This is a genomic window from Lysobacter sp., assembly GCA_013141175.1.
Classification (GTDB): domain Bacteria; phylum Pseudomonadota; class Gammaproteobacteria; order Xanthomonadales; family Xanthomonadaceae; genus Lysobacter_I.
Map to the genome: position 1 here is coordinate 811,113 of JABFRN010000001.1, position 25,481 is coordinate 836,593.

The following is a 25,481-nucleotide window of genomic DNA, read 5'->3' on the forward strand; positions in this document are numbered from 1 at the left end:
GCCGGCGCGCGTTACGGCGGAAAGCCCTGCTGGATCCACCCGGTGAACCGCGCGACCTCCTCTTCGGTCAGCGACGGATACGGCGGCGGCGGCATGTTGCCGTTGCGGATCCGCGCCAGGATCGGCCGCGCATGTTCCTTCACATCCTCGTACTTGGTCATGTCGAACCGCCAGAGCATCCCGGCGCGGTACAGCTTGAACAAAGGGGCGATATCGCGCTCGAACGAAATCTCTTCGGTCATCTCGTATTGATCCATGATGGGAGCATGCCTTGCCCCCGCAGCCCCGGATCATTGGGCGCTGCCGCGCTGTGGTCAAGGAGGAAACGCGTCGAGGCGGACCGGCAGGCCATCAGGCCGCACTTCCCTCGCATGCCAGCACCTGTCTGGTCGCTGCGATCAACCCTGCCGTGAACGACGCCTGCGATTGGGTCACGCTGATCACCAATTCCGGCGAGGCTTCGGTCGGGTCGCCCGCATGCACCGGCGGCGACGGCGCGTACTGCACGAACAGTTGACTCGTCTGCGCCGCATCGCGGCCGGCGATGGTCTCCACCAACTTCAGCGCCAGATCGATCGACGAGGAAATGCCGCCGCCGCTGAAACGTTTCCTCTCTTCGTCCAGATGCCAGCGCGGGTAGCCGGGCACCAGCTCGACCTTCGGAAACAGTTCCAGCACCGACCGCGCGCTCCAGTAGGTGGTCGCCTGGCAACCGTCGAACAGACCGGCCGCCGCCAGGATGAATGCGCCGGTGCAGACCGAGCCGACCCATTCGGCCTGCGCTGCGGTCTGTTTCAGCCAGCCCTGGAAAGCCGGGTCCAGCATCGCGGCGCCGACGCCATCGCTGCCGCCGCCGGGCATGAACAGGATCGACAGCGGCGGATGGTCGTCGAAGGTCGCGCCGGGCATGACCGAAACGCTTTCGGTGGTCGGGACCGGGTCGCGGGTCGCGGCGATCCAGACCACCTCGAATCCCGGGGTGTAGGCGAAGACCTGGGTCGCGCCCGCGAAATCCAGCAGCGTGCAGCCGGGATACAGCGGAAAACCGACGGTGATGGTGGAAGACGACATCCTTGCGCTCCTGATCCATGCGCGGCGAAACCGCGCTGGCCACCGTTTTAACACGCTTTCCGATATCGCCGACCGTGCAACTCCAGATCGCGTTTCAGGCGGCCTGCAAGGCGGGCGCTTCCGGCCGCGCGACTTCCCGCTGCGGCCGAATCTCGGCCAGCGTTTCGCCCCGATGCGAAAGCAGCCGCAGACGACCATCATGATCTTCGACGAACACGGTGAGGCTTTCGACCCAGTCGCCGTCGTTGGCATAGATCATGCCATCGCGCTCGAACAGCGCCGCGCGGTGGATATGGCCGCAGACGATGCCATCCAGGCCACGACGACGCGCGTCGCGGAAACCGGCCTCGACGAAACGCGCGATGTAGCGCTCGGCCGCTCCGCTCTGGCGCTTGAGGAATTCCGACAGCGACCAGTAGCGCAGACCGACGCGACGGCGCAGCCAGTTGAACCACTGATTGCCGGTGAGGATGCGGTAATAGAGCCAGTCGCCGAATTTTTCCTGCAGATTGCCGAAATGGGTGACCGCATCGTAGTCGTCGCCGTGCACCACCAGCAGGCGACGACCATCGGCAGTGACGTGGATCGCGCGACGCCGCACGCGCATGGCCGGCATCGACAGGCCGCACAGATGCCGCAACGGCCGGTCATGATTGCCCGGAATGTAGACGATCTCCGTGCCGGCGCGGCGCAGCGCATGCAGCCGCTCGATCACCCGGTTTTCGGCCGCACCCCAGCGCGCGCGGCGTGAGGTCATCCACCACAGATCGACGATATCGCCGACCAGATACAGCCGCTCGCACTCCAGCCCGGCGAGGAAGTCCGCCAGCTCGGCGGCGTGGCAGTGTTTGGTGCCCAGATGCAGATCGGACAGGAACACCGCGCGCCGTCGGCCGGCGGCGATGGTCACGCAACGGCCTCGCGCGATTGCAGATAGCGTTGACGCTTCTTCGGCAGCACCGTCTGCAGATCGACCTCGATCAAACCATCGATGCTGTCGCTGAACGCGGGGTCCACGCCGAAAGCGAGGAAGCGCGCACCGCCGGGCTCGCACAGTTCGGTGTACTGCTTGTACAGCACCGGCACCGATGCGCCGTGCGCGGAAAGGTTGCCCTTGAGCACGCCGTACGCGGTGTCCGCATCCATATCGCCGAAGCTCGGTGGCGCCGCGAAATAGCGGAACGGTCGCAGCGAGGCCGCAAGCGCGTTGTCGCCGGCGGTCGCGCCAGTGCCGTAGAAATGCGAGTAGTAAGCCACCAACTGCTCGCGCGCAGGCAGCGGCAGCGCCGCGCTGATCGACACCGCGCCGAACAGATAGCGCACCTGCGGATAGCGGCGCAGATACGCGCCGATGCCCTGCCACAGATAATCCAGGCTGCGGCTGCCCCAGTACTCGGGCACCACGAAGCTGCGGCCCAGTTCCATGCCCTGCGCGATGCGCGGCAGCGCTTCGTCGGCGTAGCGGAACAGCGAAGCGGTATAGAGCCCGGACAAGCCCTGGCGCGCGAGCACCCGCGCACCGCGGGCGACGCGATAGGCGCCGGCGATCTTCGCTGCCTGCGCATCCCACACCAGGATATGGTCGTAGTGTGCGTCCCACGCATCGAGATCGCGGGCACGGCCGGTGCCCTCGCCCACTTGGCGGAAGGTCAACTCGCGCAGCCGGCCGAGTTCGCGCATCAACGGGTCGCGTGCGAGTTCCACACCGTGCGCCGGTCTGGCCAGCCGGATTTCCTTGCCATCGCCGGTGCGACCGAGCAGTTCGGTCGCCGCGACCGCCTCCGCCAGCACGGCGGGCGCGATCGGCGCCGGCAGCGGCTCCGGGACGGCCGGCATCTCGCGGCGGCGGCCCAGCGCGTACAGCGCGCGTCGGACTTCCTGCAGCAATTGCGCGTTCTCGCGCTCCGGATCGAGCTGCAGCAGCGGGCCGATATGCAGCTCGACGCGGCGCTGCTGGCGCGCGAACATTTCCCGCGCCAGCAGCGCGGTCGCCGCCGGCTTGTACAGCGCCGACGCACCGTAGAACAACGCCGAGTTGCGGGCGACGATCCGCACCGGCTGCACCGGTGCGCCGGAATGGCGCGCGAAGCGCACGAAGCCCTGACGCCAGCGGCTGTCGCGCACGCCGCGCAGCCCCAACCGGGAGACTTCGCCCGCCGGAAACACGATCACGCATTGCTCGGCCGCCAAGGCCTGATCGATCGCGCGCAGGCTTTCGGCGCTGGCGCGGCCACCGAACACCCGCACCGGCAGCAGCAGGCCCGACAACGGTTCGAGCATCGACAGCACATCGTTGGCGACGATCCTCACGTCGCGCCGCACCCGGCCGACGGCATCCAGCAGGGCCAGCGCATCCAGCGCGCCCGAGGGGTGGTTGGCGACGATCAGCAGCCGCCCGGAGGCCGGGATCGAGGCCAGCGCCTGCGGATCGACCCGGTAGCCGGCCTGCAGGAAGCCCAGCGCGGCGGTGACGAACGCGAAGTCCCGAGTGCTGCCGTTGCGTTCCAGGAACTCGCCGATCTCGTCGAATCTCGACCAGCGGCCCAGGGTCCGCAGCAGCGGCCGGGTCAGGCCGGCACGACGGCCGGAGAACCATTGCGGGTAGCGTCGTTCAAGCTGTTGTTCTAGCGGGCGCATGGGCGAGGCATCGTGTCGGCCGGAATTGGCCGCCAGCCTGCCCACGATCCGCGACACTGCGATGGCGCCGTTGCGGCGATTGCGTGACACTTCCCGCCCCGGCCGACGCGCATGCAACGGCCCGCCACCGGGTGTATCATGCGCACCCATCTTTTCATCCCGATCAAGGGATGAATCCATTTCACTCTTAAGGAAGCCCTGTCGATGTCCAGCTACCTCTTCACCTCCGAGTCCGTGTCCGAAGGCCATCCGGACAAGATGGCGGACCAGATTTCCGACGCCGTGCTCGACGCCATCCTGGCCCAGGACAAGCGCGCGCGCGTCGCCTGCGAAACCATGGTGAAGACCGGTGCGGCCATCGTCGCCGGCGAAGTCACCACCAGCGCCTGGGTGGACATCGAATCGCTGGCCCGCAAGGTCATCAACGACATCGGCTACAACAATTCCGACGTCGGCTTCGACGGCCACACCTGCGCCATCATCAACATGCTCGGCAAGCAGTCGCCGGACATCGCCGCGGGCGTCGACGGCACCAGCAAGAAAGCCAAGAAGCCCGAAGAACAGGGCGCGGGCGATCAGGGCCTGATGTTCGGCTACGCCTGCAACGAAGCCCCGGAATACATGCCGGCGCCGATCTACTACTCGCACCGCCTGGTCGAGCAGCAGGCCAAGGTCCGCAAGAACGGCAAGCTGAAGTGGCTGCGCCCCGACGCCAAGTCGCAGGTCACGCTGCGCTACGACAACCAGCATCAGGTCATCGGTCTCGACGCCGTGGTGCTGTCCACGCAGCACGACCCGGGCATCAAGCACAAGGATCTGGTCGAAGGCGTGTACGAGACCATCCTCAAGCCGGTCCTGCCGAAGAAGTGGCTGGAATCGCTGCCGAAGAACAAGGTGCACATCAACCCGACCGGCATCTTCGTGATCGGCGGACCGGTGGGCGACTGCGGCCTGACCGGCCGCAAGATCATCGTCGACACCTACGGCGGCATGGCCCGTCACGGCGGCGGTGCGTTCTCCGGCAAGGACCCGTCGAAGGTCGACCGCTCGGCCGCGTACGCCGCGCGTTACGTCGCCAAGAACATCGTTGCCGCCGGCCTGGCCGACCGCTGCGAAGTGCAGGTCAGCTACGCGATCGGCGTGGCTGAACCCACCAGCATCTCGGTCACCACCTTCGGCACCGGCAAGCTGCCCGACGACAAGATCGAAAAGCTGATCCGCGCGCACTTCGACCTGCGTCCGTACGGCATCGTGAAAATGCTCGACCTGATCCACCCGGTCTACCAGGCCACCGCCGCCTACGGCCACTTCGGCCGCAAGCCGAAGGAAGTCACCTACACCGATGGCGCCGGCAAGCAGCACACCGCCACCGCGTTCTCGTGGGAAAAGACCGACAAGGCCGACGATCTGCGCAAGGCTGCGGGTCTGAAGTAAGCCTCGCAGGACATCGCGATAGCAGTCACACGAAGGGCGCCGAAAGGCGCCTTTCGTCGTTTCGGGAAATGCGCAGGCAACGTCAAGGACAGCACATCCAAGACCGGGATTGACAGACTGTGTGGCGCACAGTACCGTGCGCCGCATGGCTGACCAAGACGCTTTCGCAAAACTCGAGCTGGAGCTGCGTCGCGGGGTGCTGGTGCTGGCCACGCTCTCGCAACTGCGCACGCCGCGCTACGGCTACGAACTTCGGCAGGCGCTGGTGGAGAAAGGCATGCCGATCGAGGAAGGCACGCTGTATCCCCTACTGCGTCGTCTCGAAGCCCAGGGCGTGCTCGCCAGCGAATGGAAGATCGAGGACGGCCCGCCCCGCCGCTACTACGCGCTGAACGCGGACGGCCGCACGTTGCTCGACAAGCTCACCGGGTCATGGCAAGGCATGAACGCCGCCATGGATCGACTGTTGAAAGAGGACTGACCATGCATGCGAACGACACGAATCTCAACGAATTGATCGAAAACTATGTCTCCGATGTCGGCCTGAAGCTGCCGCGCGCGCAGCGCGATGATGTCGCGTTCGAACTGCGCGCGCTGCTGCACGAGGAACTGCAGGCCAAGGCCGATGCCGCCGGGCGCCCTGTCGATGCGGCGATGACGATGGCGCTGCTGCAGGCGTTCGGCCATCCCAACGAGGTCGCCGCGCGCTATCGCCCCATCCTGACCATCATCGATCCCGCCGACGGGCATGCGTTCCGCCGCATCACGCTCATCGGTCTGGCGGTGATCTGGTGCGCGGGGCTGCTGGAAGTCGTGCAGCAGCCCATCAACTCGGGATGGGACATCCTGACGCCATTGAGCCAATGGTGGTTGGGCGTCGTCATCCCTTCGCTGTGGTGGCCCGGCCTGCTGGTCGTCGGATTCGCGATGGCCGCGAGGTCGCGCCGCAGACGTCCGCACGCTGCCGTGTGGACACCGCGCACGGGTAAACGCACGCATGCGAATCGCATCGCGATGGCAGCGGGCATCGTCGGCATCCTGTGCGGCGTGTTCGTGCTGATCGAGCCACGTTGGCTGCTGGATGTCGTCTGGCAAGGCCGCGCCGCACAGGAGGCCTACACCGCGCTGACCTATGCCGAACCCTTCCGCCACCGTCAGGCCCCGATCCTGCTGGCACTGCTGCTGCTCAACATTCCGATGTTGACCGCCGCGATACTCGGCGGACGATGGTCGGTCAACATGCGTCGCATGGAAACCGCGTTGAGCCTCATCACCTGCAGCGTGATGCTGTGGACCGTCCTCGACGGCCCGGTGTTCATGGCCGACAGCAGCGACAGCACGGTCAAGTTCGTGATGGTCGCGATTGTTGCGATCACCTTGATCAACTTCGGGATTCAAGCGTTCCGGCGGGTGAGGCCGAAGCCGGACCGAGGGGTTCATGCACAGTCATGAGATGAAGGGCGCCGATGGCGCCCTTCGTTTTTTGGATGTTGCTTCTGGTCATCATGCCGGCATAGAAGCGCATACGCTGGCGCTGTCTTTCTGCTGCAGATCCCATGTCGCACAGCAAGCTCAAAACTGTTCCCTCTCCCCGTGCGAAGCACGGGGAGAGGGTGGGGTGAGGGGCGCTCTTCGTGACGCATTGCGGCTGCGTTCGCCCCTCATCCGGCGCTGCGCGCCACCTTCTCCCCGCTGTGCGGGGAGAAGGAAAATCCCACCAACGCTGTAGACCCGTAGGGTGGGCCCCTGGCCCACCGTTCGCGGCAAGAACATCGTGTCGGTATCGAACGAAGCAACGCGAGGTGTAGTCCCATTTACACGATCATCGTACGGATGGCGCTGGTGCGTGGATTCTCGTTTCGGTGGGCCAGGGGCCCACCCTACTTGCTACCCGATACAACTCTGCACGCCACTTCGGCGAAATGCAGGCGCTCGCCCGTACGTGGATTACCAGCTGGGCTCGATAATCGGCCCCGTGGCATGCCAGTGCGGGTTGTTCTCGTCCGATTGCGTCCACTCATGATAAAGGTGACCCACCGACCAGAACACGATGTCGCTGCCGTTGGCCGCGAATGGTTCTTCGATCGGCCAGCGATAACCCAGATGCTGGTCCCAATCGAAGTTCCAGCCATTGTTCTCCGCATCGTGGTAAAGACGAACGCCCATGTCCTTGTAACTGAAGTTGTACCAAGGCCCTCCGCTGCTCGCATCGCGCGCGCCGTTGCCCGGATAACGGAAACGCACATGTTTGTCGGAGCCGGGCTTGCCGATGGTCCATTCTATTTTCTGATCGTCCGATTCCTTCCACGAATTCCACTCCCTCGGGTATTTGAAGAACTGCACTGCGCCGCTGTTCTTGGTCTTGATGCGCCAGACTTCGTTCTGGGCGCCTTCGACGTCGAAATCCAGACGCCAATAAGGATGATGTTTGTGATCGAGTTCATTGCCGTCCTCGCCGCAAGACCATCCGCTGCTGTACAAGCGAGGCTCGAGTCTGCCGGTGTTCTTGAAATAGTAGGCCTGGTAAAGGTCGTAGCCGCCGATCTCGGCGAACACCGCGATCTCGAAGGTGTTCGAACTGAACTGGCGGCCGGTCACCGCCGTCTGCTGTCCCTGAACCACCGACAGCGAGTCCCAATCGATCTGATCCATCCACGGGCCGCAGCCATCGCCCAGACTGTCGCCATCACCACGATATTTCACGCGAATGACCGACAAGCTGGCGCGATACAGCACCAGCGTGCCTTTCCAGCGGACGTTCTTGATGACCAGCCCTTCCTTGTTGGCGTCGCCGACGCCGTAGTCGAAGGTCCAGTTGCCCCAGATGATCGAGCCGGTCTTGGGCAGAGGGATATGCGGCGGGTCGTCCGCGAGCGCCGTGATCGGCGCAAGCATCAAAGCGAGCATCAAAGCGAGCATCAGTGCAGGCATGAATTTCATTTTGGTCTCCTGGCAAATCAATGGCGGAGAGGCTTGGCGCGAACGACCCGGCCCTTGCTCATGTTGACGGTCGCTTCGTAGAGCGCTGGACGCTCCTTGCCCTTGTAGAACAACAGGTAGAGCAGCCGGTCGCCGCGTTCGCTCGGCGCCCGCAGACCGCGAGCGGTGAGGCCCGCGACCGCACGCGCATGCGCTGGATTCTTGGCGACGATATCCGCCGCCGCCTGCACTTCCGCGCGCGTTTCCTTCGGCTGATGACCCTTTGGCCATGGCTGCACGGAAACGACCCGGTCGTCGAGCAGAATGGCGCGGTAGGCGCGGTTTTGATCGTAGTTGTAGAAGTCCACGGCGATGTTGCCTTCGTTCGCCTTGAGCGCGCCTTTTCCAGGGTCGATGGTTCCGCCGCCAAGCGCCGCGTTGCGCTGACCGGCGACCGCTTTCACACGCGGATCGCTGAATGCAAGCGAAGTTGCGGCCACCATGCGCTTTTCGATGTCGGCGCCTCCCAACGCCCGGAATTCGACCTTGGCATCCTTGTCCACGGCCAAGCCCTTGAGCTGCGGCGGGAACGCATGCGGGTCGCTGAACTGCACCGGGTCGTCGATGGTGGGAAAACCGCCGCGTTCATATGCCTTGAGGTAATCGGGCCTTGCGTCCTGGGCGCAGGCGAATGATGCTGGAAACAGTATCAACAGCAAGGTAAAGACGAGAAGGTGCGTCATTGCAGTCTCCTGTTGGTCGCGTAATGCAACAGACATTCCTGTCGCATGACTGACAACGAGCTGTTGCAACGGTTTCGGCCAAACATGCGCCCAAGCGGCTCATCCCAAGAGACCGGCGCCCGTTGGCTCGTAGCGTGGGGTTCGCTGCGCTCACCGCAGCCCTGCGATTTGCGCTGTCGGGTAGGTTGCGCCGTTTTTCTCCTCCCCTTGCGCATAGCGCAGGGAGAGGTCGGGAGGGGTGCTTCTGCGTGGATATTGCTGCGAGCGCCCCTCCCCAACCCCCCCCTTCTCTACGCGAAAGGGAGGGAGGGGGTGATATTGCGGCGCGAATCGAAAACGCTCTAGCCAGCGCTCGAAACACGCATCGCCACCCCCGGATCCTCATCACCATCGCCGCTTTCCACCAGCAACCAATGCGCGATGGAATTGGCGTAGTAATTCAACAGCGCCAAGGATTCCGGCCCCGCGAAATACCGGTCATCGTCCTCGACCAGAACGCCGCGCCGCTGCAGCAGCTGCAGACTCTGCAGCAAGGTCGAATTGCGCGGTTTCTCTTCTTCGCGCATGGGCGCGCCGCCGTGGATCAGTTCGTCGATCAGGCGGTCGACTTCGACGATCACATCGATGGAACGCAAACCGGTCTGCGGGTTGCGCACGAAAACCGTCGAGATCAACGGCACCGGCAAGATCGGGATGACGTGGCGGATCCCGTCCATCAACGTATCGGCGAGCGCTGCGACCTGCTCGAAGCGCTGCTCCTTCGACAGGCGTTTGAACTGGATGTCCTTCGCTGATGAAAATGCCTTCGCGGACACGGGAATGCCGAAGTTCACGCTGGCGTAGCCGTTGCGCCGGAAGCGCGCGTCGCCGCCGACGAACAGATTGAAGCGCAGGAACCGCGCGACGTTGCGGATATGGAACGCAATCCCTTTGCGTTTGCTGTGCGGGTCGGTCCAGGCCAGCATGTTCAGATCTTCGAGCACGTGGTCGTAGTTGATGCCGATCGGGATGAAGACGATGTCGCGGTCGGTCTCCGCATCGAAAGAACGCAGCATGTAATCGAGGAAACCGAGCTTCGGCCGGCCGAAATTGCCGTCGCGGCTCAGGCCGCCTTCCAGATACACCGCCTGGCAGACGCCTTCGTGCGTGGACATGTGGATGTAGCGTTCCAGCACCTTGCGATACAGCGGGTTGTTGGATTCGCGGCGCACGAAATAGCCGCCCAGGCCCTTGACCACCAGGTTCAGCGGCAGCACCCGTGCCCATTCGCCGACCGCGTAGGACAGCGTGGCCTGGTTGGCGGCCAGGTAGGTGACCAGCAGATAGTCCATGTTGCTGCGGTGGTTCATCACGAACACCACGGTGGACTGCGGATCGATCTGGCGGAGCTTGTCGATATCGGCCGCGCCGACCTTCACCCGGTAGATGAAGCGCGAGATCTGCCGCGCCAGCCAGTAACCGAGGCGGTAGTACATGTAGGCGTTGAACGAGGGCACGATTTCGCGGGCATAGGTGCGCACTTTCTTCTGCAGCGCGCGCCTGGGCGCATCGCTGTCGGTGGCCAGTTTTTCGATCTCCGCGATCACCTGCGTGTCGTAGCTCAAGCGGTCGATCAGCACCTGCCGCCGGGTGCGCTGGAACGGGCGGATCTGGATCCGCAGACTGCTGTTGATCCGCTCGATGGCGCGATTCAATCGCCGCCGGACGAACCAGCGGACACCGGGCAGGAAAACGCTGTTCAGCACCGCATAACCGCTCGCCGCGATCAGCAGCAGCAAAAGCCAAACGGGAATTTCGACAGCACTCGTCATATCGCCCCCAGCATCGCGCCCCCAAGATATCGCCCCGGGCGTGGTCGCGCCGCTGCTGGATAGTGACCGGCCGGGGTGAAATCCGGAAGCATTATTTTCGATACCGCGACGATCCCTTTCTTGTCGTGCCGAAGTTTCTTGCCGAAGTTTCTTCCGGAAGTTTCTTTCCGAATTCCGCCTCCCGATTCTTCCGCAACGCAGCATGGCGTTCGCGGCATGACTTCCGGCCCTGAGCACTGCGCACGCGAAGGACTACCGTGCAGGCTGCCCACCATCCGGCGCAGGAGCCTCTCCATGTACGTTCGTCTCGTATTGATGGCCGGGCTTGCCGGCCTGTCCCTGTCCGCGTCTGCGGCCGATGCCATGACCGCCGACGCGCTGGTCGCCAGGACCCTCGAAGCGAGCGGCGGCGCCGACAAGCTGCGCGCGATCGCCAGCCTGCACACCGTCGGCAGGCTGCGGCTCGGTGGCGGCATCGAGGCCAGGACCGAATCCTTCGCCATCGCGCCCGACAAGATCCGCTTCGAATTCTCGCTGCAGGGCCTGACCGCGATCAATGCCTGGGACGGCAAGCAGGCGTGGGCGATCCAGCCGTTCCAGGGCCGGCGCGATCCGCAGAAGACCAGCAACGACGATGCGAAGGGCCTGATCCTTGCGGCCGACATCGGCGGCCCGCTGCTGGATTGGAAAGCCAAGGGCAGCAGGATCGAGTATCTCGGCACCGAAGACATCGACGGCACCGACGCCCACAAACTGCGCATCACGTTCAAGAACGGCGACAGCCGGGTGTCGTTCATCGATCCCGATCATTTCCTCGAAATCCGCATCGAAGACCATCAGTTCATCCGCGGGCAGGAGCAGGTCAACACCACCGATCTCGGCGAATACGCCTTGGTCAACGGCGTGTATTTCCCGTTCGAGCAGGGCCAGAACCACATCGAGTCGATCGAAGTGAACACGCCCATCGATGCATCGATCTTCGCCTTCCCCACCCCCAAGCCCTGAGCCGGAGCCGGTCATGCACGTTTCGATCAAAGTCCTGACCCTGGCGATCGGCGCGACGCTCGTCGTCGGCCTGCCAGCCATCCGCCTGCACGCGCAGGAGCGCATCGCGCAACCCGACCAGGGGTCGATTTCGGGCCTCGGTATCCGCAACATCGGCTCGGCCACGATGAGCGGCCGGATCTCCGCGCTCGCCGCCGCGCGCCGCAAGGACGGCGCGCTCACGCTGTATGTCGGCGCGGCCAGCGGTGGCGTGTGGAAGTCCACCGATGGCGGCACCACGTTCCGGCCGAAGTTCGACAAACAGCCGGTGCAGTCGATCGGCGCGATCGCGCTGAATCCCGGCAACCCCGATCACGTCTGGGTGGGCACCGGCGAAGCGTGGACGCGCAACTCGGTGTCGATCGGCGATGGCGTCTACCGTTCCACCGACGGCGGCGAAAGCTGGACGCACGCCGGCCTGCCCAACGCCGAGCGCATCGTCGGTCTTGCGGTGGATCCCCGCAACGGCGAGACCGCGCTCGCCTGCGTCACCGGCAAACTCTGGAGCGACTCCACCGACCCTGGCGTCTACCGCACCACCGACGGCGGCAAGACCTGGACGCAGGTGCTCAAGGGCGGCAACGCCTCCACCGGCTGCGGCGGCATGAGCGTCGATGCGAAAAACCCCGATGTGATGTTCGCCTCGCTGTGGGATTTCCGGCGCAAGGGCTGGACCTTCCGCTCCGGCGGCGAAGGCCCCGGATCGCCGTCCGGCAGCGGCCTGCACCGCTCCACCGACGGCGGCAGGACCTGGCAGGAAGTCGCCGGTGGCGGCCTGCCGGCGAAACCCTACGGCCGCATCGCGGTCGCGGTGGCGCCGTCGAATTCGAACGTCGTGTACGCGATGGTCGAAAACCTGAAGAGCGCGCTGTTCCGCTCCGACGACGGCGGCAAGACATGGGACCGCCGCGACGACAGCCAGATGATGGTGTGGCGCCCGTTCTACTTCGCCCACCTCGTCGTCGACCCGGGCAACGCCGACCGCGTGTTCAAACCGAACCTGCAGTTGATCCAGAGCATCGACGGCGGCAAGACCTTCTCGAACGCCGGTGGCGGCGCGCACGGCGACTTCCACGATCTGTGGATCGATCCGAACGACAGCAAACAGATCATCGCCGGCGACGATGGCGGCCTGTGGTTCTCCAAGGACGGCGGCGAGCGCTGGTGGAAAGCGAACAATCTGCCGATCTCGCAGTTCTACCACGTGAGCGTGGACGACAACGATCCGTATCGCGTCTACGGCGGCCTGCAGGACAACAGTTCGTGGGTCGGCGATTCGTCGTATCCCGGTGGCATCACCAATTCGCGCTGGGAAAACATGTACGGCGGCGACGGTTTCTGGATGTTCGCCGATCCGACCGATCCGGATTATCTCTACGTCGAATACCAGGGCGGCACCATCAGTCGCGTCCACCGTCGCACCCACGAGACCCGCGACATCCAGCCGCGTGCCGGCGAAGGGGAAAAGCTGCGCTGGAACTGGAACACGCCGATCCATCTTTCGCCCAACGACAAGGGCACGCTGTATATCGGCGCGCAATACCTGTTCCGTACCCGTGATCACGGCCAGGGCTGGGACCGCATTTCTCCCGACCTGACCACCAACGACCCGAAGAAGCAGCAGCAGGAACTCTCCGGCGGCATCACCGTCGACAACTCCGCCGCCGAGATGCACACCACGATCTACGCGGTCAGCGAATCGCCGAAGGACCGCAACGTGATCTGGGTCGGCACCGACGACGGCAATGTGCAGGTGACCCGCGACGGCGGCAAGTCGTGGAAGAACGTGATCGCAGGCGCCAGGGTGCCGGCGAATTCATGGGTGTCGTATATCGACGCAGGCCGCTTCGACGCGGGTACCGCCTATGTCGCCTTCGATCGCCACACCAACGGCGACATGGGGCCGATGCTGTACAAGACCACCGACTACGGCGCGAGTTGGCAGGCGCTGGTCACGCCGCAGCAGCCCAAGACCGTGCGCGGCTATGCGCACGTGCTGCGCGAAGACCCGGTGAAGCGCGGGCTGCTCTATGCGGGCACCGAATTCGGCCTCTGGATCTCGCTCGACGACGGCGGCCACTGGGCACAGTTCAAGGGCGGCGATTTCCCCGCTGTCGCGGTGCGCGATCTGGTCGTGCAGCCGCGCGACCACGATCTGGTGCTCGCCACCCACGGCCGCGGCATCTGGATCATCGACGACGTCTCGCCGCTGCGCGCGCTCACCGCCGAGGTGATGCAGCAGGAAGCGACGTTCCTGCCGAACCGTCCGCAGCAGCAGCGCCTCAATGCGTTCGGCGGCTGGTCGGAAGGCGATGCCAGCTACGCCGGCGCCAATGCATCGAACGACGTCATCATCACCTACTACCAGAAGACCCGGCACCTGTTCGGGCCACTGAAACTCGAAGTGCTGGACAGCGCGGGCAAGGTCATCGACACCCTGCCCGCCAGCAAACGCCGCGGCCTCAACCGCGTCGCATGGTCGATGAACGTCAAACCGCCGCTGGTGCCGCCGGCCGCCTCCGTTGCCGGCAACAGTCTGCAAGGCCCGCGCGTGCCGCCCGGCACCTATACCGTGCGCATGACCAAGGGCGACCGCGTGTACGAGGACCGGATCGTCGTCGCCCTCGATCGCCGCGCCACGTTCTCTGTCGCCGACCGCAAGGCCAACTACGACGCGACCATGAACGTGCACGCCATGTTCGGCCGGATGAGCGATCTGGTCGCGAAGATCCAGGCCGTGCGCGGCGGCGCCGACGGCATCGCCGGCAAGCTGACGCAGAACGACCCGCTGCGGGCGCAGCTGTCCAGGCTCTCGGACAGCGCCGACGGCATCCGCAAGCAGATCGTCGCGACCAAGGAAGGCGGCGCCATCACCGGCGAAGAACGCCTGCGCGAGCACATGGACAATCTGTACGGCGGCCTGATCGGTTACGAAGGCAAACCCGCCGACGCCCTGATCGCCTACAGCGCCGTGCTCGACCGCGAACTCGCCACGCTGGAGCGGTCCTTCGCGACGCTGCGCGATGGCGATCTGGCGAACACCAACGCCGCGCTCAAGGCCAAAGGCCTGCCGGAAATCGCACTGCCCGAACACGCACCGCTGGCGTGGCGCTTCTCCGGAAACCCGGATTCGATGCCGGCGGAACGCGACTGAAAGCCCGCGTTCAGCGCATTGGAATGCGATACGGGAAGGGCGCCGCGAGGCGCCCTTCGTTTTACAACTGCGAACCCGCCTCCTGGCGCTCAACCCCGCCGTGCGGGCGACGACATGCCGGAGGTCCGCTTCGCGTTCAACTCGTCCATGTAACCGTACTTTCTCGCGACCCGCTCGACATCACGATACGCAGCGCTGATCCGCACCGCATCGCCGCGCGCGATCTCGATATCCAGTTTCGACACGCCCATCACGAAGTGTTCGTGGGGCGCCTCCTCGATCGACGGGGCCAGGCACAGGAGGCGTGAGTGGATCGCAGAGGCCTCGTCGTAACGGCCTTGCGCGATACGGATCTTGAGCATGCTGGTCCAGGCCGCCTCCGGATAATCGCTGTCCGGGCCGAACAGCTCGCTCATCTCCGTAATCCCGCGCTGCGCTTGCCGCTCGGCCTCATCGACTTGATGGTCGTACAACAGCGTCTCGGCGTATTCATCGCGGGCATAGGCGATCGGCAAGCCCTGGCGCTCGCCCGTGCCCAGCACTTCGTACAGCAGGACCCTGGCTTCCAGGAACAGCGCCCGCTGCCTCTCTCCGCCCAGCATCCGCCCATTCTGCAGCAGCAGCGAGGCCAGATCGGTCTTCCGCTTGAGCGTCTCCTCGTGATTGGGGCCGTAAGCGCGCTCCAGCACATCGGCCGCCTCCCGTGCGATGTCCAGCGCGAGCGCGTAATCGCCGCTGTGGTATGCGATCGCACCACGGATGACCAGCGCATCGACGAAATCCGGATGCTGCTGGCCGAGCGTACGGTCGAAAATCTGCGCCGCGCGATCCAGCGCGGAAGCCGCGCGCACGGAGTTCTTGTTGTAGAACCACGACTTGCCGACGGCGATCCAGGCACGTCCGGTTTCCGGGTGCGCTTCGCCGAACAGCGTGCGGTTGCTTTCGAGCAGATCGGACGCCTGACGCAGCGCCGGCTTGCGATGACTGGTGAGAACCAGAAGGTCAACCAGATTCCTGCGCACGGCGTTGGCGGTCATTGGACTGCGGTCGCCAATCAGCTTGAGCGCTCGACGCAGATCCCTTTCGGCTTCCACGAACTCGAAGAGCTTGGTTTCCGCATAACCGCGCTGCCCCAGCAACTCCGCCTGTGCCGGCAACCCCTCGGCACCGAGTCCTTGCGCGGAGAGCACGGCGGCGTCGAGCACCACGATCGCGCCACGGGTGTCGCCCCTGCCCCAGCGCGCACGCGCGAGCTGCATCTGCAGGTCGAGCCTGACCAGATCGTCCTCGATACCGCGGCGTTCGGGCACTGTCTGCATCGCGGCGCGCACGATCCGCTCCGCGTCGGCATGGCGCGACTGCAGACTCAGCAACTGCGCCCGTGCGGCATCGGCCCGGGCCGTCAGCAGCGGATCGCCGGCACCGATCCTCTTCGCTTCGTCCGCCAGCCTCGCCGCCTGCCGATAATCGCCGCTGATCAGCTGGGTGCGGGCAAGCGCGATCAGGCCGAGCGCCAGCGGCTTCGGCTGGTCGTGGCCGACCCGCTCGCGAATCCGCTGTTCGGTGTCGCTCAACAAGGTCTGCGAACTCAGCGGCGCATTGCCCAGCGAAGACAGCGTCGCCACGCCGAGCGATTCCTCGAACACCCGGCTCAGCATCGCGGTCGCTTCCGCCGATGCCTGCGCGCTGCGATGCTGCACGAACATCGCCCCCGCCGACAGCATCACCGCAACCGCGCACATCACGAATGCGGCGATCGAAATCGCGTTGCGGCGCGCATGGGTGATGGCCCGGTAGCGCCAACGACCGCCGCGCGCGGATACCGGCTGGCGCTGGATCCATGCGCTCAGATCGCGCTGCAGTTCGGCCACCGCAAGATAGCGTTCCTGCGGATCGATGGCCACCGCACGCAATGCGATGGCATCCAGATCGCCGCGCAGCATGCGCGCAAGCGCCTGTGCATTCCGCGCGCCGCGCGAGCGCGCAACCTGCGGATCCGAACGGGATGCCAACACGCTGGGCGATTCCGGCGCCGCGTCTTCCGACGCCGGCAGCGACGACGGTTTCATCGGCCCTTCGCCGCAGATCAGCCGATACAGCACGACGCCCAGCGCGTAGACATCGATCGCGATGCTCGGCGGCCCGCCGCGAAACACTTCCGGGGCCGCATAACCGCAGCTGACGCCGATCCGCGCGCTGCCGCCCTCCGCAGCCGACGAGAGCAGCGACGACAGTCCGAAATCCAGGAGTTTGACTTGCCCATCCTGCGTGACCAGCAGGTTCGACGGCTTGATGTCCTGATGCAGGATCCCGTGCCCGTGGGCATGCCGCACCGCATCGCATGCGTCGATCAGTCGCAGGATGCGCGTCCGCAGATCGAGCAGATGCCCATCGCACCACCGGTCCATCGGATCGCCGGTCACCCGCTGCATCGCCAGCCACGGCTGGCCGTCCTCGCTGATCCCCGCATCGACCAGCGATGCGATGGACGCATGCTCGAGACGCGCGAGATTGCTGCGCTCATGGGCGAACGCGGCGAGCAGCGCGGGCGAGATCAGCTCGGAGCGGATGGTCTTGAGCGCGATGTCCTGCTCGTAGAGCCCATCGTCCCGGTGCGCGGCGTAGACGATGCCCATGCCGCCGATGCCGATGACGCTGTCCACGCACCATGCGCCCAGTCGCGTTCCGCTGCGCCAGATCGCGGTGGTGTCTCCGCGCGCGTCGCTTTCGCTTCTGGTCGCGATCCACCGCAACGGCGATGCGAACGTGTACGGCATCGCGTCCGCATCCAGCAGCGTGACCAACGACGCATGCACGGCCGCATCTTGCCGCTTCAACGCTTCGAGCGCGCCGTTCAACCGTTCGCGCGGCATATCGGCGTACTGGTCGAACAGGTCCAGCGCCCTGCTGGTGATCTCGTCGTCCTGATGCATCATCGGCGTTCGGCTGCAATCTGGGTGAAGGTCAAGGAAGCGTACGGACGGATCCGTCCATCACGCATTCGCGAACCGGCGCAGATCGCGGACATCGCCACGCGCGGACGATCACGGCGCGGATCGCGGCGCAGCCGGCACGACCTGCGGCGAGTCGCCGGAATTCGCGTCCTCCAGTTGCGTCAGCAGGAACGCGCGTGCCCTGCGCCAATCCCGGCGCAGGGTGCGTTCGGTCACGCCCAGCGACGCCGCGATCTCGTCTTCGTCCATGCCGCCGAAGTAACGCATCTCCACCAACTGCGCCAGGCGCACGTCCAGGCGCGACAGCCGTGTGAGCGCGGCATCCAAAGCCACCATCTCCGCCAGCGCGCTGTCCTGCCCGGGATCGAACCCGTCGTCCAGCGAGACCGCGCGATGTCCGTCGCCACGCTTTTCCGCCAGCTCTTTCCGCGCTTCGTCCATCAGTACGAAACGCATCGCGCGGGCGACCAGCGCCATGAAATGCCTGCGGTTGTCGACATTGAACTGCGCGCTCGCCAGCCGCAGCCAGCCTTCGCTGACCAGCGATGTCGCCGACATGCGCCCGAACGTGCGTTGCCGGATCTGCGAGTACGCGATGCGATGGAGGTCGTCGTAGAGCACCGCATAGATACGGTCCCACGCGTCGTTCCGACCGGCCTGGGCTCCCGCCAGCAATTCCGTGACGGAGTCCATCGATTCAGGGGAACAACCGAGATCGTGCATGACCATCGATTTGTCCATGTCCGCAACTCGTCTCTTGTTACGAATACCAATTCAAGTAAAGCACAAATTCCCGCCGACGGATGGACACCGCAATGCCACCCCCGGATTACGGCTCGATGCGATCGAACCCGTGGACACACGATGAGGCCACTCTGTCATTTGATCTTCGATAAACACGACCACCGTCACATTACCGCATCCGACCGGCAGCACTGCATGCGCGTGGGTCACGTCTGCCGCCGCTCTGGAAACGTTCCCATGGAAACGTACTGATGGCATCGACGCCGCTCTATCGTTCGGAAGTCCTCGAAGCCAAGCGCAATCGCTGGCTCGGCAGCCTCATCATCCGTCAACCCATGTCGCACTGGGCCATGACCTGGATCGCGATCGGCGCGGTCGCCGTCGCCATCGCTTTTCTCTACATCGGCGAATACGCGCGAAAAATCCGCATCGAAGGAAGACTGGTCGAAACGCAAGCCGCAGTGCAATACGCGACTGCCGACAATGCGGGCCGTGCGGGCAGCGGTCTCGAAGTCGAACTTCTGGTCCCCGAAAACCTGTTGGCATCGATTGCCGTCGGCGGCGAAGTGCTGTTGCGCTATCCCGCCTATCCGCATCAGCACTACGGCCAATATCGCGGCCGGATCGTCGGCATTTCGCGGCAACCCGCGCAAGCGGGCGCGATCGACACGCCGGCCGGGCGCTCGCATAGCCGCTATCGCGCCACCGTCGCGCTCGAACGCCAGCGCGTCCGCGACGACAGCGGCATCGAGCGCGATCTGCGGCCGGGTCTCGGCGTCGAGACCGACATCGTCCTCGAAAAGCACCGCCTGTACGAATGGTTGATCCAGCCGTTCGCGCGACTGCGCGAACGCATCGCCGCATGACACGAACCACCACGCCCTCCCCTGACAAGGAACGCACACATGGCCGATACATCCAAGACCGTCTTCATCCACACCATGCCCGACGACTGGCACGCCATCCTGGCGGAGGCTGCGCTCAAGCGGCGCGGGCATCGGGTGCTGCGCTATTTCGGCACGGATTTCCCGGAACGCGCCGAAGTCGAGTTCTCGTACGGCAAGGACGGCGAAGCGCTGCACCTGCATACCATCGACGGCAGCTTCGCGCTCTCGGACTTCGACGTGGTCTGGAACCGGCGCATGCTCGGACCGAAGGTTCCATCCCATGTCGATCCGCGCGACCGTGAGTACGTCTCGCAACAGATCCGCTTCGCGGATGCCTCGTTGCGCAGCCTGTTGCGCGAAGCGTTCTGGATCAATCCCCACGATGCAGCGCGCAACGCCGATCACAAGCCGAAGCAGCTGCAGCTCGCGCTGCGCAACGGACTGCGGATTCCCGAGACCTTGATCAGCAACCGCCCGGAGGCGATCCGGGCGTTCATCGAGCGGCACCCGAGCGTCATCCACAAGCCCCTGATCGGCGCCGCGTGGGAAGAGAACGACAAGACATTGTCCACCTACACGGCGCGGGTCCGCAGCGAAGATCTTCCCGGAGACGAGCTGCTGCGCGCCGGGCCCGGCATTTTCCAGGCGCAGGTCAAGAAACAGTTCGAAGTCCGCGCGCAGTTCTTCGGCGCGAGCTGTTTCGCGCTGAAGATCGATCCATCGCGGATCGAATACGGCGAGATGGACTGGCGCCTGCACCAGCACGGCGACATGACAGACGGCAGCGTCACCCTGCCGGACCAGGTGTACCAGGCCTGCTTGAAACAACTCCGCAGCCTCGGGCTGGTCGCCGGCGCATTCGACTTCATCGTCACCCCCGACGACGAATGGATCTACCTCGAAGTCAACGAAGCCGGTCAGTTCATTTTCGTCGAACAGTGGTGCGACGAACTGACCTTGTTCGATGCCTTCTGCCACTTCGTCGAAAGCGGCGACCCGGCTTTCGAATACCGCAAACCCTCGGACCCGCAGCGCCTCGCCGAGCTGATCGAACACACCCAACCGGAAGCGGTCGGCGAGCAGGACGCGCTGCGCAGGGAACCTTCTCCCGATACGCAGGCAGAGGCTGCGTGAACCCCATGCGCACCCGCGGACGCGCGGACAGCGGTCGCTGTTGCGGCGAACTCAGCGCCTGCACCAGTGTCGGCCCGTGATACGGGCATTTCATCCGGAAGTTCAATCATAAGGATCAAACAACAATGGACACCAAGAACCAACGCGTGCTCGGCCGCATTCTGGCCGTCGAAGAACTGACGACCGTGGCCGGGGCCAGACCGCCATTGACCCTGGCTTTCTATGCCGAAACCGACCCGCTGTCCGACAGCAGCACCACCGCAGACAGCGGCACCGTCTCGGACAGCGGCACGGTCTCGGATAGCGGCACCACCGCAGACAGCGGCACCACTGCCGACAGTGGCACCACCGCAGACAGCGGCACGACGGCGGACAGCGGCACGTTCACCGACACCAGCCCCGCGCTGCGGCCGGACTATCAGATCTGACCCCCAGGTTTTTTTCCAACCCCTGCGCGCGCCGCGCGCGCGACGCGCGCAGGGCGCTGGATTCCGGGACGCATCGAATGAAGAACCAAACAGATCGCGTCCTCGGGAAGCATTTTTCGCCGGCGTCGCACCCGCGCAGCGCATCGCCTGCAACCCACACCGCGAGCATCCCCCGACAGCGGTGAAACAAGAGTCGCATGTCGCGGCTCCATCCAGAACGCAACACCAGCCAAGGAGTTCCACAGATGAACGGAAAACACGAAAACCGTGTGCTCGGCCGCATCCTGGCGGTCGAGGAACTCGAAATGATCTCCGGCGCCAAATGCACCATTCCGGAGTACGACACTTCATGCAATGAAACCGGCACGACATCCGACAGCGGTACGACCTCCGACAGCGGTACGACCTCCGACAGCGGTACGACCTCCGATAGCGGCACCACCGCCGACAGCGGCACCACTGCGGACAGCGGCACCAGTGCGGACACCAGTCCGGTGGCCGAGACAAGGGCTTCGAGGTTCGTGGACCAGATCTGATCCGCGGATGATCGTGATTGAAACTGTGCAAAGCGAACCGCTGCGCACGACGAAGACATCCGTCGTGCGCAGCACCGGATCGCCTCGCGCACGAACGACGGCCGCCTTCGGTGCATGCATTCCTGCGAATGCGCGCACCGAAGACGGGCGACCAACGCCCACCTTCAAACCAACCTCCTATTGCGAGAACACGATGAACAACGAGAACACCCGCGTACTTGGCCGCGTCCTGGCCGTGGAAGAAACCACTGCCGTTTCCGGCGCCCGCCCGCTGACGACCTTTCCGCCGAAAGACACCGGCTACGTCTACGACGTCATTCCGCTCGATGCGCAGGACGTCACGATGTCTTCGTTCCACGCCAGGACGCTCTGAAAACGCCGCTCACCCGGCGCTCCCGGAGACCTTTCCGGTCTTCATCATCCACTGAGGAACCCACATGAAACAGAACGACAAGCGCATACTCGGCCGCATCCTGGCCGTCGAAGAAACCAACGATGTCGCCGGCGGCTGGACGCTCGGCAGCGCCGGCGACACCGCGAAATTCACCGATACCGGCCCGTATACCGTCGACAGCAAACCCCTCATCGACATCATCATCAGTCCCGACAGTACCAAACGCTGATCGAAGACACGGATCGGATAGCGATATCCGGCCGCATCGATCCGACATGCGCGTTTTCCGGATCGCACTTCGATGTCGTCCGTTTTTTGCGGTATCGCAAGCGCGAAGACGGTTCGCGCAGCGTGGCTCGGATCTTTTGAAACCATTCCGGCGGGCGTCCCTGCACGCAGGAACGCCCGCCGGAATCGAAACCCGATCGCACTCTCCATCGTTACGCCCATCGAAAAGGAACAGGCTCATGGACAACGACAACAAACGCATTCTCGGCCGCACGCTCGCCGTCGAGGAAACCCTGGCCATCTCGGGCGCAAGGCCCACGTCGACGCGTGCCGATACGCGCATCGACGTCAACGGCAATCCGGACACGGCGCCTACCCAGGATTCGGGCACGGCCGCGGATACATCCAACACGATACTCGACCCGTCCCCCGCCGGCGCCTGATGCGGTTGACGACGGAATTGCGCACGGCGAATCCATCCGTCGTGCGCAATTCTTCTTCGCATCCCGGGCCTGGAAATCATCGCGCGCGATTTCGGCCAGTCGTCTGAAGCAGGCAGACTGGCCGAAGCCCAGCCGATGCCGCCGGGCTTCCGCATGTCATCAATCACAACATGGAGAATTACGTGAACAACGGTGGAAATCGCATTCTCGGCCGCATTCTGGCGGTGGAAGAAACGAAGCATGTCGGCGGCGCGACAGGCAGGGATCTCGGCACCGGCCCCGACGGCGGGTCCGACATCTCGCTTCCTGTGGAGGACAGCATCCCTTGCAACGAGAGCAGCTCTCACACCGACACGGCCTGTCAGCCGAACTCGGATATCACGCCCACCGATCCGCTGCTCGATTGCAACTCGTCATCGACCATACGCGATATCTGTCTCGACCCCGCTTGAAGACTTCTGTCTGCATTCCCGATACAAGATGAACCCGGCTCCCCGCGCTTCACGGCGGGGAGCCCTACCGATCCAGGAACGCGCCCGCCATGCCCATCCTCAAAAGCCTGCTGCAGACCGAAGCCGCGCAATGCGGGCATACCTGTCTGGCGATGGTGCTGGACTATCACGGCCGGCAGATGGACGGCCTGGCGCTGCAGCGCGAATACCCCTCTTCGATGCGCGGCGTCACCCTGGCCAATCTGATCGACGACGCCAGCGTCGCCGGACTGCAGTGCCGTGCGCTGCGGATCGAGCTGGAAGAACTGCCGCAGCTGGAGACGCCCTGCATCCTGCACTGGAACATGGATCACTTCGTGGTGCTGGCGAAGGCAACCGCGACCGGGATCGTGATCCACGACCCCGCCACCGGCGTGCGCAAATTGCGCATGAGCGAAGCGTCGGCGCAGTTCACCGGCGTTGCGCTCGAGCTTTCGCCCACCGCGACGTTCCAGAAGCGCAAACTCGACGACAGCATTTCGCTGCGCCACCTCGTCGGCCAGGTCACCGGCCTGAAGCGCTCGGCCGCGCAGATCCTGTCGCTGTCGCTGATCCTGCAGCTGTTCGGGCTGCTGACCCCGTTCTACATGCAGTGGGTGCTGGACGATGTGCTGGTTACGCAGGACAAGGATTTCCTGTGGTTGATCAGCGTCGGTTTCCTGTTCTCGATGCTGATCACCTCGGCGATCGGCTGGCTGCGCAGCTGGTGTCTTGCGTATTTGTCCACCCGCATCGGCCTGCAGTGGTTCGGCAGCATCCTGGCGCACCTGCTGCGCCTGCCGATGGATTATTTCCAGAAGCGCCATCTGGGCGATGTCGTGTCGCGGATGGAATCGGTGCATGCGATCCAGACTACGCTCAGTTCCAGCTTCATCGAGGCCCTGCTCGATGGCCTGATGGTGGTGATCGCGGTGGCGGTGATGGTGTCGTACAGCTGGAAGCTGCTGCTGATCAGCGTGATCGCGGTCGGCCTGTACCTGGCGATCCGTTGGGCGACGTTCCCGACCATCAAGCGCCTGTCCGAACAGCAGCTCTCCGCCGCCGCCAAGCAGGACACCCATCTGCTCGAATCCATCCGCGGCATCCAGGCGCTGAAACTCAATGCCGCCGAATCGATGCGCCGCGCGACCTTCGGCACGCTGATGGCCGACACCGCGAATCTCGGCCTGGACATCCAGCGCTTCATGCTGCGCTTCGGTTTCGCCAACCAGATGCTGTTCGGCATCGAACGGCTGCTGGTGGTCGGGCTGGCCGCGCTGCTGGTGATGCAGGGCCAGATGAGCGTCGGCATGCTGGTGGCGTATCTGGCCTACAAGGAAATGTTCACCGGCGGCGTCAGCCGCCTGATCGACACCTGGATGTCGTTCCGCACCCTGCGCGTGCAGGCGGAACGTCTGGCCGACATCGTGCTGACCGAACCTGAGGAAATCACCGCGCCCAGCGGCCCGGCGCTGCCGCAGGATCGCCCGCTGGGTCTCGAGGTGCGCGGACTGCGCTACCGCTTCAGCGATTCCGATCCGCTGGTGATCGACGACTGCGCGCTGACCGTCGCGCCGGGCGAAACCATCGCCCTGGTCGGCCCGTCCGGCTGCGGCAAGACCACGCTGATGAAGCTGATGCTGGGCCTGCTCAAGCCGCAGGCGGGCTGCATCCTGGTCGAAGGCCGCGATATCACCGACATCGGCCTGCGCCGCTATCGCCATGTGGTCGCTGCGGTGATGCAGGACGACCAGCTGTTCGCCGGTTCGATCGCCGACAACATCGCCTTCGGCAGCGAGGATCTGGATTTCGAACGGATCGAAGCCGCCGCGCAGTCCGCGTCGGTCCACGACGATGTGATGCGCATGCCGATGGGTTATCAGACCCTGATCGGCGACATGGGCGCGGCGCTGTCGGGCGGGCAGAAGCAGCGCGTGATCCTGGCGCGCGCGCTGTACAAGCGTCCGAGCATCCTGTTCCTGGACGAGGCGACGAGTCATCTGGACGTGGATTCGGAGCGCGCGGTCAACGAGGCGGTGCGCAAGCTGAAGTTGACCAAGATCCTGATCGCGCATCGTCCGGAAACCATCGTCAGCGCGGAGCGCGTGCTGGTGATGGCGAATGGGCGGGTGGAGCGCGAGTATCGTCCTGCGGAGCGGGCGTTGCGGTTGGTGGCGGATGCGGAAGCCGGGCAGGATGGGGCTTCGGCGCAGCGGGGGGAGTTGTTGGCTTGAGCGTCGCTGGCGCTGTTTCGGCTTCACTCATTTGGTTTCATGCACGATCTTCCTGTGACCTTGACTGATGTTTCGTGGCGCTGTCTGTATCGGCGTTTCATGCTGAACGGGTAAGGCCTGTCATCTTTTTCGCGCTGGGGCGCGAGTTACTTTCTTTGGCGCAAAGAAAGTAACCAAAGAAACACTCAGGTCCAATTCAAACCTGCGGTCTGAGGC

General features: G+C 64.6%; 22 protein-coding genes and 1 pseudogene. 14 read left to right on the plus strand and 9 right to left on the minus strand.

Going from position 1 to position 25,481, the window contains the following annotated elements; translation table 11 throughout:
* Positions 1–11: 11 nt before the first annotated feature.
* The 4 genes from HOP03_03820 to HOP03_03835 form a co-directional block, all read right to left on the minus strand.
* Positions 12–257, minus strand: a complete 246-nt coding sequence (locus HOP03_03820; GenBank protein ID NOT87292.1) for a hypothetical protein — start codon at positions 255–257, stop codon at positions 12–14.
* 94 nt (positions 258–351) lie between these two features.
* Positions 352–1,071 (minus strand): DJ-1/PfpI family protein, encoded by a 720-nt coding sequence (locus tag HOP03_03825; GenBank protein ID NOT87293.1) that lies wholly within the window; start codon positions 1,069–1,071, stop codon positions 352–354.
* A gap of 94 nt (positions 1,072–1,165) precedes the next feature.
* Positions 1,166–1,981: a UDP-2,3-diacylglucosamine diphosphatase gene (locus HOP03_03830; protein ID NOT87294.1), complete on the minus strand. Its 816-nt coding sequence runs from the start codon at positions 1,979–1,981 to the stop codon at positions 1,166–1,168.
* Positions 1,978–3,708, minus strand: a complete 1,731-nt coding sequence (locus HOP03_03835; protein NOT87295.1) for a GNAT family N-acetyltransferase — start codon at positions 3,706–3,708, stop codon at positions 1,978–1,980. Before HOP03_03835 ends, HOP03_03830 begins: the two co-directional genes overlap by 4 nt.
* Before the next feature lie 204 nt (positions 3,709–3,912).
* Between HOP03_03835 and HOP03_03840 the strand changes: the two genes are divergently transcribed.
* The 3 genes from HOP03_03840 (at position 3,913) to HOP03_03850 (ending at position 6,594) form a co-directional block, all read left to right on the plus strand.
* The gene (locus HOP03_03840) at positions 3,913–5,142 is read left to right on the plus strand and encodes a methionine adenosyltransferase (protein NOT87296.1); all 1,230 of its coding nucleotides are present in this window, start codon (positions 3,913–3,915) and stop codon (positions 5,140–5,142) included.
* 145 nt (positions 5,143–5,287) lie between these two features.
* Positions 5,288–5,623: a helix-turn-helix transcriptional regulator gene (locus HOP03_03845; GenBank protein NOT87297.1), complete on the plus strand. Its 336-nt coding sequence runs from the start codon at positions 5,288–5,290 to the stop codon at positions 5,621–5,623.
* A gap of 2 nt (positions 5,624–5,625) precedes the next feature.
* On the plus strand, positions 5,626–6,594 hold the full coding sequence (locus HOP03_03850) for a hypothetical protein (protein ID NOT87298.1): 969 nt from the start codon (positions 5,626–5,628) through the stop codon (positions 6,592–6,594).
* A gap of 495 nt (positions 6,595–7,089) precedes the next feature.
* Here HOP03_03850 and HOP03_03855 read toward each other — a convergent pair whose 3' ends face one another.
* The 3 genes from HOP03_03855 to HOP03_03865 all read right to left on the minus strand — a co-directional run bounded on the left by HOP03_03855 (position 7,090) and on the right by HOP03_03865 (position 10,615).
* On the minus strand, positions 7,090–8,082 hold the full coding sequence (locus HOP03_03855) for a hypothetical protein (GenBank protein ID NOT87299.1): 993 nt from the start codon (positions 8,080–8,082) through the stop codon (positions 7,090–7,092).
* A gap of 17 nt (positions 8,083–8,099) precedes the next feature.
* Entirely contained in the window at positions 8,100–8,873 is a 774-nt protein-coding gene (locus HOP03_03860) for a hypothetical protein (GenBank protein ID NOT87300.1), read from the minus strand.
* Between the two features lie 272 nt (positions 8,874–9,145).
* A complete protein-coding gene (locus HOP03_03865; GenBank protein ID NOT87301.1) occupies positions 9,146–10,615 on the minus strand; it encodes a glycerol-3-phosphate acyltransferase in 1,470 nt (489 codons plus the stop codon).
* 294 nt (positions 10,616–10,909) lie between these two features.
* Between HOP03_03865 and HOP03_03870 the strand changes: the two genes are divergently transcribed.
* On the plus strand, positions 10,910–11,620 hold the full coding sequence (locus tag HOP03_03870; protein NOT87302.1) for a hypothetical protein: 711 nt from the start codon (positions 10,910–10,912) through the stop codon (positions 11,618–11,620).
* A gap of 13 nt (positions 11,621–11,633) precedes the next feature.
* Positions 11,634–14,813: a sialidase gene (locus tag HOP03_03875; protein NOT87303.1), complete on the plus strand. Its 3,180-nt coding sequence runs from the start codon at positions 11,634–11,636 to the stop codon at positions 14,811–14,813.
* An 89-nt stretch (positions 14,814–14,902) separates the two neighbouring features.
* Here HOP03_03875 and HOP03_03880 read toward each other — a convergent pair whose 3' ends face one another.
* Complete coding sequence (locus HOP03_03880) at positions 14,903–17,746, minus strand: protein kinase (GenBank protein ID NOT87304.1); 2,844 nt, start codon at positions 17,744–17,746, stop codon at positions 14,903–14,905.
* A 111-nt stretch (positions 17,747–17,857) separates the two neighbouring features.
* Positions 17,858–18,460 (minus strand): sigma-70 family RNA polymerase sigma factor, encoded by a 603-nt coding sequence (locus tag HOP03_03885; GenBank protein ID NOT87305.1) that lies wholly within the window; start codon positions 18,458–18,460, stop codon positions 17,858–17,860.
* 302 nt (positions 18,461–18,762) lie between these two features.
* Here HOP03_03885 and HOP03_03890 point away from each other — a divergent pair, with 302 nt between their 5' ends.
* From HOP03_03890 to HOP03_03930, 9 genes and pseudogenes are all read left to right on the plus strand, one after another.
* On the plus strand, positions 18,763–19,377 hold the full coding sequence (locus HOP03_03890; GenBank protein NOT87306.1) for a hypothetical protein: 615 nt from the start codon (positions 18,763–18,765) through the stop codon (positions 19,375–19,377).
* A 39-nt stretch (positions 19,378–19,416) separates the two neighbouring features.
* Complete coding sequence (locus HOP03_03895; protein NOT87307.1) at positions 19,417–20,532, plus strand: hypothetical protein; 1,116 nt, start codon at positions 19,417–19,419, stop codon at positions 20,530–20,532.
* Positions 20,533–20,657: 125 nt separating this feature from the next.
* Positions 20,658–20,960, plus strand: coding sequence for a hypothetical protein (locus tag HOP03_03900; protein NOT87308.1), 303 nt, complete (start codon positions 20,658–20,660; stop codon positions 20,958–20,960).
* A 329-nt stretch (positions 20,961–21,289) separates the two neighbouring features.
* Positions 21,290–21,421 (plus strand): annotated as a pseudogene (locus HOP03_03905) (endonuclease).
* 82 nt (positions 21,422–21,503) lie between these two features.
* Positions 21,504–21,869 (plus strand): hypothetical protein, encoded by a 366-nt coding sequence (locus tag HOP03_03910; protein NOT87309.1) that lies wholly within the window; start codon positions 21,504–21,506, stop codon positions 21,867–21,869.
* Positions 21,870–21,933: 64 nt separating this feature from the next.
* Positions 21,934–22,119 (plus strand): hypothetical protein, encoded by a 186-nt coding sequence (locus tag HOP03_03915; protein NOT87310.1) that lies wholly within the window; start codon positions 21,934–21,936, stop codon positions 22,117–22,119.
* Between the two features lie 238 nt (positions 22,120–22,357).
* The gene (locus HOP03_03920) at positions 22,358–22,561 is read left to right on the plus strand and encodes a hypothetical protein (protein ID NOT87311.1); all 204 of its coding nucleotides are present in this window, start codon (positions 22,358–22,360) and stop codon (positions 22,559–22,561) included.
* A 170-nt stretch (positions 22,562–22,731) separates the two neighbouring features.
* Positions 22,732–23,013 carry a hypothetical protein gene (locus HOP03_03925; GenBank protein NOT87312.1) on the plus strand — a complete coding sequence of 94 codons (282 nt, stop codon included), beginning with the start codon at positions 22,732–22,734 and terminating at the stop codon, positions 23,011–23,013.
* A gap of 89 nt (positions 23,014–23,102) precedes the next feature.
* Positions 23,103–25,265, plus strand: coding sequence for a peptidase domain-containing ABC transporter (locus HOP03_03930; protein NOT87313.1), 2,163 nt, complete (start codon positions 23,103–23,105; stop codon positions 25,263–25,265).
* Positions 25,266–25,481 lie beyond the last annotated feature (216 nt).

What these genes read in the sequence shown, in the direction of transcription:
- HOP03_03820 (NOT87292.1), bottom strand. Translation starts at nt 257, where the DNA reads ATGGATCAATACGAGATGACCGAAGAGATTTCGTTCGAGCGCGATATC.
- HOP03_03825 (NOT87293.1), bottom strand. Translation starts at nt 1,071, where the DNA reads ATGTCGTCTTCCACCATCACCGTCGGTTTTCCGCTGTATCCCGGCTGC.
- HOP03_03835 (NOT87295.1), bottom strand. Translation starts at nt 3,708, where the DNA reads ATGCGCCCGCTAGAACAACAGCTTGAACGACGCTACCCGCAATGGTTC.
- HOP03_03840 (NOT87296.1), top strand. Translation starts at nt 3,913, where the DNA reads ATGTCCAGCTACCTCTTCACCTCCGAGTCCGTGTCCGAAGGCCATCCG.
- HOP03_03845 (NOT87297.1), top strand. Translation starts at nt 5,288, where the DNA reads ATGGCTGACCAAGACGCTTTCGCAAAACTCGAGCTGGAGCTGCGTCGC.
- HOP03_03850 (NOT87298.1), top strand. Translation starts at nt 5,626, where the DNA reads ATGCATGCGAACGACACGAATCTCAACGAATTGATCGAAAACTATGTC.
- HOP03_03855 (NOT87299.1), bottom strand. Translation starts at nt 8,082, where the DNA reads ATGAAATTCATGCCTGCACTGATGCTCGCTTTGATGCTCGCTTTGATG.
- HOP03_03865 (NOT87301.1), bottom strand. Translation starts at nt 10,615, where the DNA reads ATGACGAGTGCTGTCGAAATTCCCGTTTGGCTTTTGCTGCTGCTGATC.
- HOP03_03870 (NOT87302.1), top strand. Translation starts at nt 10,910, where the DNA reads ATGTACGTTCGTCTCGTATTGATGGCCGGGCTTGCCGGCCTGTCCCTG.
- HOP03_03875 (NOT87303.1), top strand. Translation starts at nt 11,634, where the DNA reads ATGCACGTTTCGATCAAAGTCCTGACCCTGGCGATCGGCGCGACGCTC.
- HOP03_03880 (NOT87304.1), bottom strand. Translation starts at nt 17,746, where the DNA reads ATGCATCAGGACGACGAGATCACCAGCAGGGCGCTGGACCTGTTCGAC.
- HOP03_03885 (NOT87305.1), bottom strand. Translation starts at nt 18,460, where the DNA reads ATGGACTCCGTCACGGAATTGCTGGCGGGAGCCCAGGCCGGTCGGAAC.
- HOP03_03890 (NOT87306.1), top strand. Translation starts at nt 18,763, where the DNA reads ATGGCATCGACGCCGCTCTATCGTTCGGAAGTCCTCGAAGCCAAGCGC.
- HOP03_03895 (NOT87307.1), top strand. Translation starts at nt 19,417, where the DNA reads ATGGCCGATACATCCAAGACCGTCTTCATCCACACCATGCCCGACGAC.
- HOP03_03900 (NOT87308.1), top strand. Translation starts at nt 20,658, where the DNA reads ATGGACACCAAGAACCAACGCGTGCTCGGCCGCATTCTGGCCGTCGAA.
- HOP03_03910 (NOT87309.1), top strand. Translation starts at nt 21,504, where the DNA reads ATGATCGTGATTGAAACTGTGCAAAGCGAACCGCTGCGCACGACGAAG.
- HOP03_03915 (NOT87310.1), top strand. Translation starts at nt 21,934, where the DNA reads ATGAAACAGAACGACAAGCGCATACTCGGCCGCATCCTGGCCGTCGAA.
- HOP03_03920 (NOT87311.1), top strand. Translation starts at nt 22,358, where the DNA reads ATGGACAACGACAACAAACGCATTCTCGGCCGCACGCTCGCCGTCGAG.
- HOP03_03925 (NOT87312.1), top strand. Translation starts at nt 22,732, where the DNA reads ATGGAGAATTACGTGAACAACGGTGGAAATCGCATTCTCGGCCGCATT.
- HOP03_03930 (NOT87313.1), top strand. Translation starts at nt 23,103, where the DNA reads ATGCCCATCCTCAAAAGCCTGCTGCAGACCGAAGCCGCGCAATGCGGG.